This is a genomic window from Mesorhizobium sp. M4B.F.Ca.ET.058.02.1.1 (genome assembly GCF_003952505.1).
GTDB lineage: Bacteria > Pseudomonadota > Alphaproteobacteria > Rhizobiales > Rhizobiaceae > Mesorhizobium.
The window spans coordinates 2,666,044-2,679,844 of sequence record NZ_CP034450.1 but is presented as its reverse complement, the minus strand read 5'-3'; the positions used below and the strand labels follow the sequence as shown (position 1 = coordinate 2,679,844).

Genomic DNA, 13,801 nt, shown 5'->3' with positions numbered 1-13,801 from the left:
AGCCCCGGCGGGGAGGGGAACTTGCCTGAAACGGGAGACACCGGCACCACTGTCGGCGAGGCCGCATTGCGAGCACCCAGGAAGCAAGAAGCTGTTCCCGGACTCGCGCTGGGCTTGGCCCTGCTGAGTGCTGGCCCGGTTGTTATCCTGGCGCTGCTGATTGTCGTTCTCAGTTTTTTGTCGCCCTATTTCTTGACCGGACGCAACCTCAGCAACATCCTCGCCCAGACCGCCGTCATCTCTGTTGTGGCGATGGGCCAGCATCTTGTCATCCTGACACGCGGGATCGATCTGTCCGTCGGCTCGAACGTGGCACTGGCTTCGGTCGTCGGCGCGCTCAGCTTCCATGCCGGCGCTCCCGCCGTCCTGGTAATCGCGGTCATGGTTGGCTGCGGTGCGGCGGTCGGCGCCATCAACGGGCTCTTCTACGTCTTCGGTCGGTTGCCGCATCCGTTCATCATCACGCTGGCGACATTGAGCATCGCCAAGGGATTGGCGCTCCAACTCGCCGACGGGCGGGCCATTCCCGGCATGCCGGATGCCATCGATGCGCTTGGCCGCGAGGCGGTCTGGGGTCTGCCGGGATCGGTATTTGTGGTCGCGGGCGTTGCCGCGGTGATTTTCGTCATGGCCAAGACGATGGTCTGGGGGCGCTGGATCTATGCCGTTGGCGGCCGGCCCGACGCCGCAGTCCGCATGGGTATTCCCGTCTCCTGGGTCCTGGTTTCGGTCTATGTGATCTCAGGACTGTGCGCCGGCGTCGGTGCGGTCATCCTTGCCGGCCGCACCGACGCCGGTTCGCCCTTGTTCGGCAATCTGCTGGAACTGGATACGATCGCGGCGGTGATCATCGGCGGTGCCAGCTTTCTCGGCGGCCGCGGCCATCTTGGCCATGCCTTGATCGGCGCCATCATGATCGGCGTCATCCGCAACGCGCTCAACCTGCTCAACGTCAACGTCTTCTTCCAACTCATCGTTATCGGGGTGGTCATCGTCATAGCGGTCGAGTCCGATGTGTTGCGCAACTATCTTGAAGGGCGCGTGCGCGTCATGCAGGCCGGGAGGCAGTCGTGAGTGCCGTTCCAGCAGGCGTCGATCATGCAGCCACCGCTGAATATCCTGTGCTTGCGGTACGCGGCGCGACCAAGCGTTTCGGCTCGGTTGTGGCGCTGGACGACGTCAGCATCGAGGTCCGACGCGGCGAGATCTTGGGGCTTCTTGGCGACAACGGCGCTGGCAAGTCGACGTTGACCAAATGCATCAGCGGAGTGCACCAACTCGATGCCGGCGCGATCCTCCTGGACGGTGCGCCAACGCAGATACGCTCCCCTGCGGATGCGCGCTTCGCCGGCATCGAGACTGTCTACCAGGATCTGGCGCTGTTCGACAATCTGACGCCAGGACAGAACTTCTTTGCCGGTCGCGAACTGGCGGGGCCGCAATGGCTTCCTCGCGGCATGCGATTTCTTCAACAGCGCCGGATGGATGCCGAAACGCGCATTCTGCTCGCCAATTTGAAAGTCACGTTGCCAAGGCTGGACGCCGTCGTTGCCATGATGTCGGGTGGACAAAGGCAAGCCATTGCGGTGGCCCGGTCGACCGTGTTTGCCCGCAAGGTCGTGATCCTGGACGAGCCGACCGCCGCACTTGGGCTGCGTGAATCGCGGCAAGTGCTCAACTTGGTCGCCGCCCTGCGCAACCAGGGCAACGCCGTCATCCTGATAACCCACAACATGGAGCATGTCGTCGAGCTTGCCGATCGCGCCGTGGTGCTTCGCCAGGGCCGCAAGGTCGGTGAGCTGATGCCGACCAAGGACAACAAGCAGGAACTGGTCTCCATGATCGTGGGAGCCTGATCCGTTCGAGATTTGGGGACCGTTCCGGTCCGCAAATGACTGAAGCGACTTCCGTCGGAAGCCGCCTCAATTCCAAGGGAGGAATGGAATGCCAATAAACCGAAAACTGTTCGCTGGGCTGGCGATCGGCGTTGCGTGTGCGATGCCGGCTTCGGCGGCCGACAAGATCAAGGTCGGCCTGATTACGAAATTCCCGGTGCCGTTCTACTCGACCATGGAGGATGCCGCCAAGAAATACGCGGCCGCTCATCCTGAAGTCGAGTTGGTCACCGGCCAGGGCCAGGCGGCAACCGACATCGAGGGCCAGATTGCCCTGATCGAATCGATGATCACGCAAGGGGTCAAGGGTCTGGCGATCACTCCCGTCGATCCGACCGTCGCGCCGACGCTCGACAAGGCGGTCGCTGCCGGCATCAAGGTGGTTCTCGTCGACAACGGTATCCCGGACTGGAAAGGCCAGACCGCGTTGGTTTCGACCAACAACCTCAACGGCGGCAAGATCGCCGGAGAGTATCTGAAGACAGTGCTCAAGAGCGGCGACAAGATAGGTATCCTGCAAGGCGTTCCGGGAGTGCCTGCGCTGGACGACAGGGTCACCGGCATGATGGAGGGGCTCGGCGACGTCAAGGTGGACGTCGTCGGCAAGGGTGCAACCAATTGCACGCTCGAACTTGGCACGTCGGTGACCGAGGACATCCTGACCGCCAATCCCGATCTCAAGGCAATCTACGCAGCCTGCGGACCGCCTATCCCAGGAGCCGTCAAGTCGATCAGCAATGCGGGGATCGCCAACGACAAGATCATCCTTGTCGGCTTCGACGCCTGCTGCGGTGAGATCGAAGCGATCAAGTCCGGCGCGGAAGATGCCAGCGTTGCGCAATTTCCGGCAAAAATGGGCGAACTTGGCATCGATACTGTCGTCAAGGCGATCCGCGGGGAGACCGTCGAAGCCAATGTGGATACCGGGGCAGGACTGGTGACGCTGCAGAACGTCAAAGACTTCGAATAGGCTCCACACCTTGGCCCGGCGGTGATCTCCGCCGCCGGGTTCTTTTTGAAACATTTCAGGAAGACAATTCGCATGAAAGCGCTCGTATGCCGAAAGCCCGGCGAACTGATCTTCGAGGATCGCCCGGCGCCCGGCCCGCCTGGCGCCGGATGGGCGCTGGTCAGCATCAGCCATGTCGGCATCTGTGGCACCGATTACCACATCTTTGAGGGCAAGCATCCCTACCTGGCCTATCCACGTGTCATGGGGCATGAACTCTCTGGCACCGTGACTGCGGTTGGCGAAGGCGTCACCATCGAGGTCGGTGAGCGGGTCGTCGTAAATCCCTATTTTGCCTGCGACAAATGCATTGCCTGCCGTCACGGCAAGCCGAATTGCTGCGTATCGATCGAGGTGTTGGGCGTTCATCGCGACGGCGGCATGTGTGAGGAATTGCTGGTGCCTGCCGGCAACCTCTACCCGGTCGCAGGACTGCCGCTCGTTCACGCGGCGGCTGTCGAGTTCCTGGCGATCGGCGCTCACGCGGTGAGACGCTCCGAGCTTGCTGCCGGCGCACATACGCTGGTCGTCGGCGCCGGGCCCATCGGACTGGGTACGGCATTGTTTGCGCGTATTGCCGGCCAAGCGGTGACGCTCATGGACACCAGCACGGAACGGCTCGACTTCGCCGAAAGCCAACTCGGGTTTCCCGTCATTGATGGTGCTTCGGTTTTACCTGTCGATCTGGTGAGAGAACGAACCGATGGCGATTGCTTCGACCTCGTCTTCGATGCGACCGGCAGCAAGGCTTCGATACAGGCAGCTTTCGGTTACGTGGCCCACGGCGGTGCCCTGGTAATGGTAAGCGTGATCAAGGACCAGATCAGCTTCTCCGACCCCGAATTCCACAAACGCGAGATGATGCTGATCGGCAGCCGCAACGCGCTTCGCGTCGACTTCGACCACGTCATGGCGGCAATGCACGACGGCGCCATACCCGTGGACAAGCTCACAACGCACCACACCACCGTTCAAAACAGCCCGCGCGATATTTCTCACTGGGCAAATCAGAAATCGGGGCTTATCAAGGCCGTGATCGCCTTCTAGGGCCTCCAAAGCAGCAGCTCAACTGAACAAACGCGGGCCGAACCTATCTCACAAAGTGGTTGTGTTCGACACTGGCGACCGGTTACTAAAGGGCTAGTTGTCGTCACGTTTCGAGGTGGGTTAGTCTTCCTGGTTTGCCAGCCGTGCTAAATCGGATGGCTGTCTCGTGGTTTAGATCCGTTGAAATGGGGTGAACGGGCATGGGCATTCTGGACTTCATTTCCAAGCAATTTATCGACGTCATCCAGTGGACTGCAGACGAACCGGGCGTGCTGGCCTCTCGGTTCCCAATGTCCGGCATGGAAATCCAGAACGGCGCCCAGCTCGTGGTGCGCGAGACGCAGAAGGCGGCCTTCTTCAATGAAGGCAAGATCGCCGACATCTTCGGGCCAGGCACCTACACGCTCAACACCCAGACGCTGCCGGTGCTGACCTATCTGAAGAACTGGGACAAGTTCTTCGAGTCTCCCTTCAAGTCGGACGTGTATTTCTTCGACACCAAGGACCAGATCGATCGCAAATGGGGCACCACCCAGCCCCTGACTGTCCGTGACAAGGAATATGGGCCGATCCGCCTACGCGCCTTCGGCAACTATGCCTATGCCATCGGCGATGTCGGGGTGTTCTGGTCGCGCCTGGTCGGCACGGCCGAGCGCTCCACCTCCGAGATGATCGAGGGGCAGCTGCGCGGTGCAATCCTCACAGCCATCGCCAGCAAGCTCGGCCAGAGCAACATCGCCTTTATCGACATGGCGGCCAATCAGGAAACATTCTCGCAGCAACTGGCGGAGGCGATCGGCCCGGCGCTCCAAGCCTACGGCATCGACGTCAAGAGCTTCTACGTGCAGAGCCTGTCGTTGCCCGAGGAGCTCCAGCGCGTCCTCGACAAGGTGAGTTCGATGAACATGCTGGGCGACCTCAATCGCTATGCCCAGTTCCAGACTGCCGAATCGATCCCGATCGCCGCCGAGAATCCGGGCGGCCTGGCGGGGGCGGGGGCCGGCCTTGGGGCAGGACTTGCGATCGGCCAGGCCATGACACAGGGTTTCGGCAACGCCGCGGCTTCGGCATCGCAGGTCCAGGCGGCGCCGGCCCAACCGGCCGAGGACCCGATCCAGCTTCTCGAAAAGCTCGGCAGCCTGCTTGCCAAGGGAATTCTGACGCAGCAGGAATTCGATGCCAAGAAGGCCGAGCTGCTGTCCCGAATCAAGTGAGCCCGCAGGCGGGCTCCGTTTCCCCAGCCCTGCCGGTGCCAAGAGGTCCGGCGCATCCAACTCAGGGTTTTCATGCGCAAGTTCGACTGCCCGTCCTGCGGCGCGGATGTCACCTTCCGGTCGGCGCAATCGGTCTATGCCGTCTGCGCCTATTGCCAGTCCATGGTGGTGCGCACGGATGTCGACGTCAAATTGATCGGGGTGATGGCCGCCCTGCCGGACGACATGAGCCCGTTGCAACTGGGCAGCGGCGGCTATTTCGAGCAGCAGCCCTTCACGCTCATCGGGCGGCTGAAGATTGGCTGGCGCGACGGGTTGTGGAACGAATGGCACCTGCTGACGGCAGACGGCCGGCGCGGCTGGATCGGCGAGGCGCAAGGGTCTTTCTCCATCAGTTTCGAACTGGAGGGGCCTCTGCCGCGCGACGTCGAGGTGACGCTTGACCACTGTCACGGGTTGCTGACAAGCGGCAAGCCCGCCGCCGAGGCAAGGCCCGGCTTTGCCGTGCAACTCGGCGGCACCACGCTGCGCGCGGTCGACATCAAGCTGGCGACCTGCCTGGGGTCGGAGGGCGAACTGCCCTTCGCCGCGCCCAAGGGCCGCCGGACGGTCGCGATCGACTGCATCGGCAGGCAAGGCGAGTTCGCCACGCTCGATCATGATGGGCGCGAGGCCCATGCCTATGTCGGCCGCTATGTGGAGTGGGACGCCTTCCGCTTTACCAATTTGCGGCCGCTGGAGGGATGGTGAGCGACCAGCCTTCGATCCTGCCGTCCGCCGAGCCGGCGCCGCCGCCGCGCGCGCCCGGCAGGCCGCGCAACTTCGCCTGCCCGAACTGCGGTGGAGCGGTTACGCTGCGCGCGGCCGGCCAGTCGATCACCGCCACCTGCAGCCAGTGTTCATCAGTGATCGATGTCGCTGACGAGAATCTGCGTATCATAGAGGCGGCACAATCTGCCATGCAGCAGTCCGATATCCCGATCGGTGCGCGTGCCCGGCTCAAGGATATCGAATGGGAAGTCGTCGGCTATATGCGGCGCAGCGACGGGCCTGGCGATTTTCGGTGGACCGAGCACCTGCTGTTCAACCCTTACCACGGCTATCGCTTCCTGGCCGAGGAATACGACCACTGGACCCTGGTGAAGATGCTCAACCGCGACGTGCCGGGCGCGGGCAGGGAGGGCTGGATCGATGCGAATGGACGCAGCTACCAATTCTTCGGCAGGGGCTTTGCCCGCACCACCTACGTTGCCGGCGAGTTCTTCTGGCGGGCATCGACCTCGGACGTCACCGCGGTAACCGACTATATCGCGCCGCCCTACCGGCTGATGGTGGAGAGGAACGACGAGGAGATCATCGTCTCCGAGGGCGAGTATCTCGATGCGCGCCTCGTCGCCGCCGCCTTCAAGCTGCCGCTGCGCGTGCCTTCGTCCTCCTCAGCCGGCGTCAGCCAGGTCAATCCGTACAAGCCGTCATTCACGATCGTCGCCCTGGCAGTGGTTGCCGCCACGATGCTGCAGGGCACTTTGCTGGCGATCTCGGCAAACGCGCTCGTCAATTCACAAACCTACAATCTGACCGCCGCCGACAAGAACAAGACCCTGTCGTCCGGAACGTTCCGGCTGAACAGGAGCGGCAATATCGAGATCGAGACCACCTCCTACCTCAGCAATGACTGGCTCGAGCTCGACATGGCGCTGGTCAACATCGACACCAATCAGAGCTACTCGGTATTTCAGTCACTCGAGCACTACAGCGGAACTGATTCCGATGGTCGCTGGGAAGAGGGAGGCAATAGCGAGACTTCGCTGTTGCCTCCGGTTCCGCCCGGCACCTACAAATTGCTGATCGAGCCCGATGCCGGCCTGTTCTCCAAGCCGTCATCATTGCTTTCGTCCTCGGCGCCCTTGCCGGCGCAGCCCGTCACCATCACCATTAAATACGACGTGCCGGTTTGGTCGAACTACCTGATTGCCATGGCGCTGTTGCTGGCCGTGCCGGCGATCAGCTTGATCAGGCGAATGATGTTTGAGAAATCGCGCTGGGAAAAGGGTGGCGTTGCCGAGTGATGCGAAGGAGAAAGACATGAGCAAGCTGCACATGATCTATGCCACGCTGGTTGTGCTCGGCATGTCGGCGGCCAACTTCAACGGCTATGCCGTGACCGCGATGTTCAACGGCAAGCAGACTGCCAACCGCGACGTCAACGCATATCACAAATAGGAGGCTTCAATGGATGCGACCGGCCTGATCGAATTGAAATTCGTCGTTGCCTCTTTGGTCTATTCGGGCTTGGGCCTCGTCGTCTTCGTCGTCGCCTTCCTACTGCTTGATCTGCTGACCCCCAAGGTGCAGGTCTGGAAAGAAATCTGCGAGAAGCAGAACCTGGCCCTGGCGATCTTCCTGGGCTCCGTCGCGATCGGCATCGCACTTATCATTGCCTCGGCCATTCACGGCTGACAGGCGATCCTGCGGCGAGTTGGCGTAAGGCGCTTTCGTGGAAATCCTGCTCCTCTTTTCGGCATTCGTCATCGCGACCTGCGGGCTTGTCTACGAATTGATCGCCGGCACGCTGGCGAGCTACCTGCTCGGCGACTCCGTCACGCAGTTCTCCACCATCATTGGCGCCTATCTTTTCGCCATGGGCGTCGGGTCGTGGCTCTCGCGCTATATCGAACGCAACCTGCTCGCCTATTTCGTCCGTATCGAGCTTATGGTCGGGGCGATTGGCGGTTCCTCGGCCGCGGTGCTTTTCATCTTGTTCGACCAGGTCGCCTCCTTCCGCCTCTGGCTCTATTTTCTGGTCGGTGTGATCGGCATCCTGGTCGGCGTCGAAATTCCCCTGCTGCTGCGCATCCTGGAGGGGCGGCTCGCCTTCAAGGACCTGGTCTCCAAAGTCTTCACCTTCGACTATGTCGGCGCGCTGTTTGCCTCGCTGCTCTTCCCGCTGGTGCTGGTGCCGCATCTCGGTCTGATCCGCTCCGCCTTCCTGTTCGGCATCCTCAACACCATGGTGGCGATCTGGATGCTCTATGCCAACAAGGCCGGCATGATACCCCGGCGGGGCGCGCACAGGGCTGCGGCCTTCACCGTGCTGGCACTGCTCGGAGCCGGCTTCATTTCGTCGGAACGCATCCAGTCGATCTCGGAGGCGAGCATCTATCCGGGCACGGTGATCTTCGCCGAATCCACGCCCTACCAACGCATCGTGGTCACCCGCCAGCAGCGCGACATCCGCCTCTTCCTCAATTCGAACCTGCAATTCTCGTCACTGGACGAATACCGCTACCACGAGGCGCTGGTGCATCCGGCGATGAGCGCGCTCAAGGCGCCACGCAAGGTGCTGATCATCGGCGGCGGCGACGGCCTGGCGCTGCGAGAGGTATTGAAATATCCGGCAGTCGAGGCGGTGACCATGGTCGATCTCGACCCGGCCATGACGCGCCTGTTCTCCAGCAACGAGTTGATGAGGGCACTCAATGGCGGCGCCCTGTCCTCGCCCAAGTTGAAACTCATCAATGCCGACGCCTTTCTCTGGCTGCGGGAACAGAAGCCGGCCGATGCGCGCTTCGACGCCGTGATCATCGACCTGCCGGACCCTTCCAACTTCTCGATCGGCAAGCTGTACTCGCTCACCTTCTACCGCCAGCTGAAATCGGCGCTGAACGATGACGGCATCGTGGTGATCCAGAGCACTTCGCCACTCATCGCGCGCAAATCCTTCTGGTGTGTCGACAACACGCTGGCGGCCGCTGGTTACCAGACCGCCGCCTATCATCTCTTCGTGCCGTCCTTCGGCGAGTGGGGTTTCATCATCGGATCCTTCTCGCCCTATCGGGTGCCAGAGCACCTGCCCGAGGGGCTGCGCTTCCTCGACCTGCCGACCATGAAGGCGATGTTCCAGTTCCCGCCCGACATGGCGCATGTCGCCACCGCCATCCAGCGGCTCGATGACCAGCCGCTGGTGCGCTATTTCGACGAGGAGTGGGGCGATTACCTCATTTATTGAAAGCCGGAGTGCCGGCCTTCAGACCGGCAAGGAACGACCGTCTTTGAACGTGACGCATCCGAAGATGCCTACCGGGCGGTCGGTTTCGCGAACGATGGCCAAGCCATGAGCCGGATCACCCGCAAGCAGTTCCTGGCGCTTGGAGCCGCCTCGCTTGGCCTTGCCGGTTCCGGGCTGGTAGGAAGGGCGTTGTCCAGCGGCGGGGAGAGCGGCCCGGTGCCCGGTGAACTCGTCGGCGCCTCCTCCTCCATCGGCCACAGGCTGCGAGGCGGCACCTTCGCAGCGCCGGGCGAGATCCGCCGCACCGATGTCGTCATCGTCGGCGGCGGCGTCGCGGGCCTGGGCGCCGGTTATCGCCTTGCCAGGGCCGGCTATGACGATTTCCTGCTGCTCGATCTCGAAGCAACTCCCGGCGGCAATGCCGCCAGCGGGCGCAACGAGGTCAGTGCCTTTCCCTGGGGCGCTCACTACGTGCCGTTGCTCACCCAGGAAGCCAGGGCGGTGCGGGCACTGTTCGAGGACTTCGCCATCATCACCGGGTACGGCCCCACGGGCGCGCCGCTCTACGACGAGTATGCCCTCTGCGCCGACCCTTCCGAGCGCCTCTACCGCTACGGGCGCTGGCAGGACGGGCTGGTGCCGGCGATAGGTCTCACTGACGAGGAGGAGGCGGAGACCAAGCGCTTCTTCGCTACGATGCGCGACTTTCGCCGGCGCGTCGGCACCGACGGCCGGCGGGCTTTCGCCATTCCGCTCGACCTGAGTTCGCAGGACGCCGATCTGATGGCACTCGACGCCATTGCCATGACGGCCTGGATGGAGCGCGAAGGCTATCGCTCGCCGGGGCTCGCCTGGTATGTCGACTATTGCTGCCGCGACGACTACGGCACGCGGTCGCAGGACGTCTCGGCCTGGGCCGGCATCCATTATTTTGCCTCCCGCAACGGCAGGGCGGCCGATGCCGACGAGCAGGGGCTGGTCACCTGGCCGGAAGGCAATGGCTATCTCACGCACCGCCTCGCCGAGGTCCTTGGCCCGCGCGTGCGGTCGCGGACGCTGGCCTTTGCCGTCGAAACAGATGATGCGGGCGCGGCTGTCGACGTCTGGGACGCGGCCGAGGACAAGACCTTCCGCGTCGAGGCGAAGGCCGTGGTGCTGGCGACACCTCATTTCGTGACTGCACGGCTGATGAAGCATGCGGCCCTTGCCGCCGGCTTTTCCTATGCGCCCTGGGCGGTGGCCAACATCACGCTCGACAGCCTCCCCGGCGGCACGGGGGCCGGCCTGAGTTGGGACAATGTCGTCTTCGACAGCCCCCTGCTCGGCTATGTCGTGGCCACCAGATCACCCAGATGCGCCCGACGAACACGGTGTTGACCTACTACTGGCCGCTTAGTCACCTGCCGCCGGAGGAGGCGCGCCGGGAAGCTCTGGCGCGGCCGCTGCACGCCTGGCAGGGCATCTTCCTCAAGGAGCTCCTCGCGGTCCATCCCGAGCTCGAAGGCCACGTCCGGCGGGTCGATGTCTGGGTTTGGGGGCATGCGATGATCCGGCCGGTGCCGGGCTTCATCTGGGGCGCGCAGCGGCGCGCGGGTCTCGTGCAGAAGCCGCCTGTCTTCACCGCCCATTCGGACATGAGCGGCGTCTCCATCTTCGAGGAGGCCTATACGCACGGGGTTCGTGCGGCCGAGAACGCCATGGCCTATTTGGGCCATCCTTTCGAGACGGTGCTGTGATGGCGCATTCCTTCCTCAAAGCCCAACCCTGGATATTCTCCGCCCGCTTCGACCTCGGCTTCATCCTGGCGCCGGCGCTGGTGGTGACGCTGGCCGCCCTGGTCTGGTCGCTGTCGGGCGGCGCGGCAAGCGAGACGTCGCCGTGGGTCTGGCTGGTGCTGGTGGTCGGCGTCGACGTGGCCCATGTCTATTCGACCCTGTTCCGCACCTATCTCGACCGCGCCGAGCTCAGCGCGCGGCCCTGGCTCTATGGCTTGACGCCGCTGCTGGCCTGGCTGGGAGGCTGCCTGCTTTACTGGTGCGGCAGCCTGGTGTTCTGGCGCGTGCTCGCCTATGCCGCCGTGTTCCACTTCGTGCGCCAGCAATACGGGTTCATGATGATCTATGCCCGCCGGGAACGCGGCCTGCCACCGCTCTTCCGCCGCATCGACAAGGCTGCGATCTACGGCGCCACGCTCTATCCGCTCATCTACTGGCATTGCCACCAGCGGGAATTCTCCTGGTTCATCGAAGGCGATTTCATCCGCCTCGACCTGCCGCTGCTTGCCACCGTCGCCGGCCTCGCCTATGCCGCCATCCTGGCCGCCTACGTCATCAAGGAGGCGGCGCTGCTCCGCCGCGGCATCGGTTTCAACCTGCCGCGCAATTTGTTGCTGGTCGGCACCGCGATGTCCTGGTTCATCGGCATCGTGCTGTTTGACAACGACCTCGTTTTCACCGGCACCAACATCATCGCCCACGGCATCCCCTATATCGCGCTGATCTGGGGCTATGGCCGCAACCAGGCGCGGCTGCAGGGAGGGCGCAGTTCCTTCCTGGCGCCATGGATCGCCCATCTGTTTACCTGGCGCGCCGTGCCTGTCTACATGGCCGCCCTCTTCGGCCTCGCCTATCTGGAGGAGGGGTTGTGGGATGGCTTCGTCTGGCGCGAGCATGGCAGCCTGTTCGGCCTCTTCGGTACCCTGCCGTCGCTCGGCTCCTCCGACGCGCTGATTTGGCTGGCGCCGCTGCTCGCAATGCCCCAAGCCACCCACTACATCCTCGATGCCTTCATCTGGCGCATGCAGACCAGGGACACCAGCTGGAAGCAGGTTCTGTTCGCGCAAGAACCGGGGCGCTCCTGATGGATGCCCGGGTGACTGATCAGCCCCAGGCCGTGCAGGCCCAGCCGTTCGCCCCGGGTCTGCACCTGCTCGTCGATTTCTGGGAGTGCCGCGGCCTGCGGGATGCCGAGGGGATAGAGCGCACGTTGCGCGAGGCGGCGGCGGCCTGCGGCGCCACGGTGCTGGGCGTCATATTGCACAATTTCGGCGAGGGCGCAGGCATCACCGGCGTCGCCTTGCTCGCCGAGTCCCATATCAGCATCCACACCTGGCCCGAGACCGGCTATGCAGCCCTCGACCTCTTCATGTGCGGCCGCTGCGACCCTCGAGGAGCCTTGCCTGTGCTGGAGGCGTGGTTCTCGCCTGGCCGTACGAGAATTACAGAGCACCGGCGGGGATGAGGTCGCAGGCGGACTGTTCGACCTTACCGGCACAGGCGGGCTCTCCTGCTTGAGAGGGGGGCCGATCACCCGCGATGCTGTGGCGACGCGGGTTCGCGCGTTGGGATCTGGGCCCGCGGTGCGGTCAGCTGTTGTTCAACTTCATATGGAGGCAATGCCGGGTTCAGGGGGGGCGCACGCCGCATTGGCTGCGACCGCCACGATCGCAACCACAGCCTCCGCTCCCTCGGGCATTCAAGCGCGACGCGATCGGTTAGCCCGACGCCCGCCAGCGCCAGCTTTCGCGGACATGTCGGATCTTGCGCCCCAACCCCTGATCGGTGAGGGGCGGGCGCCCCGCGGCCTGAACAGCCGCCGCTAGCGAATTGTATCTGGCATGCCGATCCACTTGGCCACGTATAGTGTCCATCAGATCTCCGCCCCGGGATCGACGCTGATCAGAAATAGAGCCCATGCCGGGTTCACTGAATGCTTGCGGGCAGCGTGGCATGTCAATGCGCGGCGATGTCGAAATATGAGAATAAGATTCCATCGCTGCTGCCGAAACGGCCCTCAAAACAGCCATTGTCGGCCGCCGCCAAGCGGCTTGATGGAGCGATCGTGACCTTGGCGGCGCGTTTCTCCACATTCAGTTCGACACGAACGTCATGAAACGTCAAAAAGCTCCCGTTGAGCGGGAAATGCATTTTGTAAAAGGCTTCCTTGATCACGAATAGAAGCTTGGGCAGGTCGTAGCCCAGGCGACTTTCGATCTCTTCCTGCTCCTCCAGTTCGGGGGCCTGCGACACCAGTTTTGCCAAGTCGCATGGAAGCGGAGAATCGTCCTCGATGTCGATACCGATGCTCAGGAAATCGGCCGACCATCCGACGGCGACAGCGCACAGGCTTCGAGTATGAGAGATGGAACCGACAACACCTGCCGGCCAGACTGGCGCACGATTGCGCCCGACCGGGATGACGCTGTTGGATACGCCAAGGCCCTGCAAAGCCTGCCGGGCATAAATGCGCCCGGCGCGAAACTCGCGGCGGCGCGCCGGTACGACATTGCCCAGGGAAAGTTCTTCCGCGAGCAGCAGGTCTCGGTCGGCTGGTTCGAGATCGCCGCCCTCGACGACGATGCCATCAGCGACCGACTGGCGAATGGCTGCCACCAGGCGGATTGGCGAACGGTCGTCCAGGACTTCCGGCTCACCGGGCAAGACCACTCCTTTGCCGGCCCAAACTGCTGCTCCATCGACGCTGTCCTGCGTTGTAACAGAACGTCGATGGACCGGGCAACGCTCGCCATCGCCAAGAGAAATGGCGGTCCTGAGCGGAGTCCTTCGTGCCCGGCGCGGTCGCCGGCCCCTTATCGCATCCAGCCCACATGCAGCGATGCCGTGAAGCG

15 protein-coding genes are annotated in these 13,801 nt (G+C 63.1%); 14 read left to right on the top strand and 1 reads right to left on the bottom strand.

What is annotated here, in order from left to right; all coding sequences use genetic code 11:
• Positions 1-21 precede the first annotated feature (21 nt).
• The 14 genes from EJ073_RS13410 to speD all read left to right on the top strand — a co-directional run bounded on the left by EJ073_RS13410 (position 22) and on the right by speD (position 12,414).
• Positions 22-1,074: an ABC transporter permease gene (locus EJ073_RS13410; RefSeq protein ID WP_245455565.1), complete on the top strand. Its 1,053-nt coding sequence runs from the start codon at positions 22-24 to the stop codon at positions 1,072-1,074.
• Positions 1,071-1,856: an ATP-binding cassette domain-containing protein gene (locus EJ073_RS13405; RefSeq protein WP_126056157.1), complete on the top strand. Its 786-nt coding sequence runs from the start codon at positions 1,071-1,073 to the stop codon at positions 1,854-1,856. Before EJ073_RS13410 ends, EJ073_RS13405 begins: the two co-directional genes overlap by 4 nt.
• An 88-nt stretch (positions 1,857-1,944) precedes the next feature.
• Entirely contained in the window at positions 1,945-2,865 is a 921-nt protein-coding gene (locus tag EJ073_RS13400; RefSeq protein WP_126056156.1) for a sugar ABC transporter substrate-binding protein, read from the top strand.
• 72 nt (positions 2,866-2,937) lie between these two features.
• The gene (locus EJ073_RS13395; RefSeq protein ID WP_126056155.1) at positions 2,938-3,951 is read left to right on the top strand and encodes a zinc-binding alcohol dehydrogenase family protein; all 1,014 of its coding nucleotides are present in this window, start codon (positions 2,938-2,940) and stop codon (positions 3,949-3,951) included.
• 200 nt (positions 3,952-4,151) lie between these two features.
• Positions 4,152-5,165, top strand: coding sequence for an SPFH domain-containing protein (locus EJ073_RS13390; protein ID WP_126056154.1), 1,014 nt, complete (start codon positions 4,152-4,154; stop codon positions 5,163-5,165).
• Between the two features lie 72 nt (positions 5,166-5,237).
• Entirely contained in the window at positions 5,238-5,915 is a 678-nt protein-coding gene (locus EJ073_RS13385) for a DUF4178 domain-containing protein (protein WP_126056153.1), read from the top strand.
• Entirely contained in the window at positions 5,912-7,234 is a 1,323-nt protein-coding gene (locus EJ073_RS13380; protein ID WP_189347496.1) for a DUF4178 domain-containing protein, read from the top strand. The genes EJ073_RS13385 and EJ073_RS13380 overlap by 4 nt, the downstream gene beginning before the upstream one ends.
• 16 nt (positions 7,235-7,250) lie before the next feature.
• On the top strand, positions 7,251-7,388 hold the full coding sequence (locus tag EJ073_RS31550; RefSeq protein WP_189347497.1) for a hypothetical protein: 138 nt from the start codon (positions 7,251-7,253) through the stop codon (positions 7,386-7,388).
• Between the two features lie 9 nt (positions 7,389-7,397).
• Positions 7,398-7,625 carry a DUF350 domain-containing protein gene (locus EJ073_RS13375; RefSeq protein ID WP_126056151.1) on the top strand — a complete coding sequence of 76 codons (228 nt, stop codon included), beginning with the start codon at positions 7,398-7,400 and terminating at the stop codon, positions 7,623-7,625.
• 37 nt (positions 7,626-7,662) lie between these two features.
• Entirely contained in the window at positions 7,663-9,174 is a 1,512-nt protein-coding gene (locus tag EJ073_RS13370; protein ID WP_126056150.1) for a polyamine aminopropyltransferase, read from the top strand.
• A 105-nt stretch (positions 9,175-9,279) separates the two neighbouring features.
• A complete protein-coding gene (locus EJ073_RS13365; RefSeq protein ID WP_210211289.1) occupies positions 9,280-10,551 on the top strand; it encodes an FAD-dependent oxidoreductase in 1,272 nt (423 codons plus the stop codon).
• Complete coding sequence (locus EJ073_RS31840) at positions 10,527-10,910, top strand: hypothetical protein (RefSeq protein ID WP_210211288.1); 384 nt, start codon at positions 10,527-10,529, stop codon at positions 10,908-10,910. Before EJ073_RS13365 ends, EJ073_RS31840 begins: the two co-directional genes overlap by 25 nt.
• Entirely contained in the window at positions 10,910-12,034 is a 1,125-nt protein-coding gene (locus tag EJ073_RS13360) for a hypothetical protein (RefSeq protein WP_189347499.1), read from the top strand. The genes EJ073_RS31840 and EJ073_RS13360 overlap by 1 nt, the downstream gene beginning before the upstream one ends.
• An 11-nt stretch (positions 12,035-12,045) precedes the next feature.
• Positions 12,046-12,414 carry an adenosylmethionine decarboxylase gene (speD, locus tag EJ073_RS13355; RefSeq protein WP_245455564.1) on the top strand — a complete coding sequence of 123 codons (369 nt, stop codon included), beginning with the start codon at positions 12,046-12,048 and terminating at the stop codon, positions 12,412-12,414.
• A 491-nt stretch (positions 12,415-12,905) separates the two neighbouring features.
• Here speD and EJ073_RS13350 read toward each other — a convergent pair whose 3' ends face one another.
• Positions 12,906-13,613: a 4'-phosphopantetheinyl transferase superfamily protein gene (locus tag EJ073_RS13350; protein ID WP_189347501.1), complete on the bottom strand. Its 708-nt coding sequence runs from the start codon at positions 13,611-13,613 to the stop codon at positions 12,906-12,908.
• Positions 13,614-13,801: the final 188 nt, after the last annotated feature.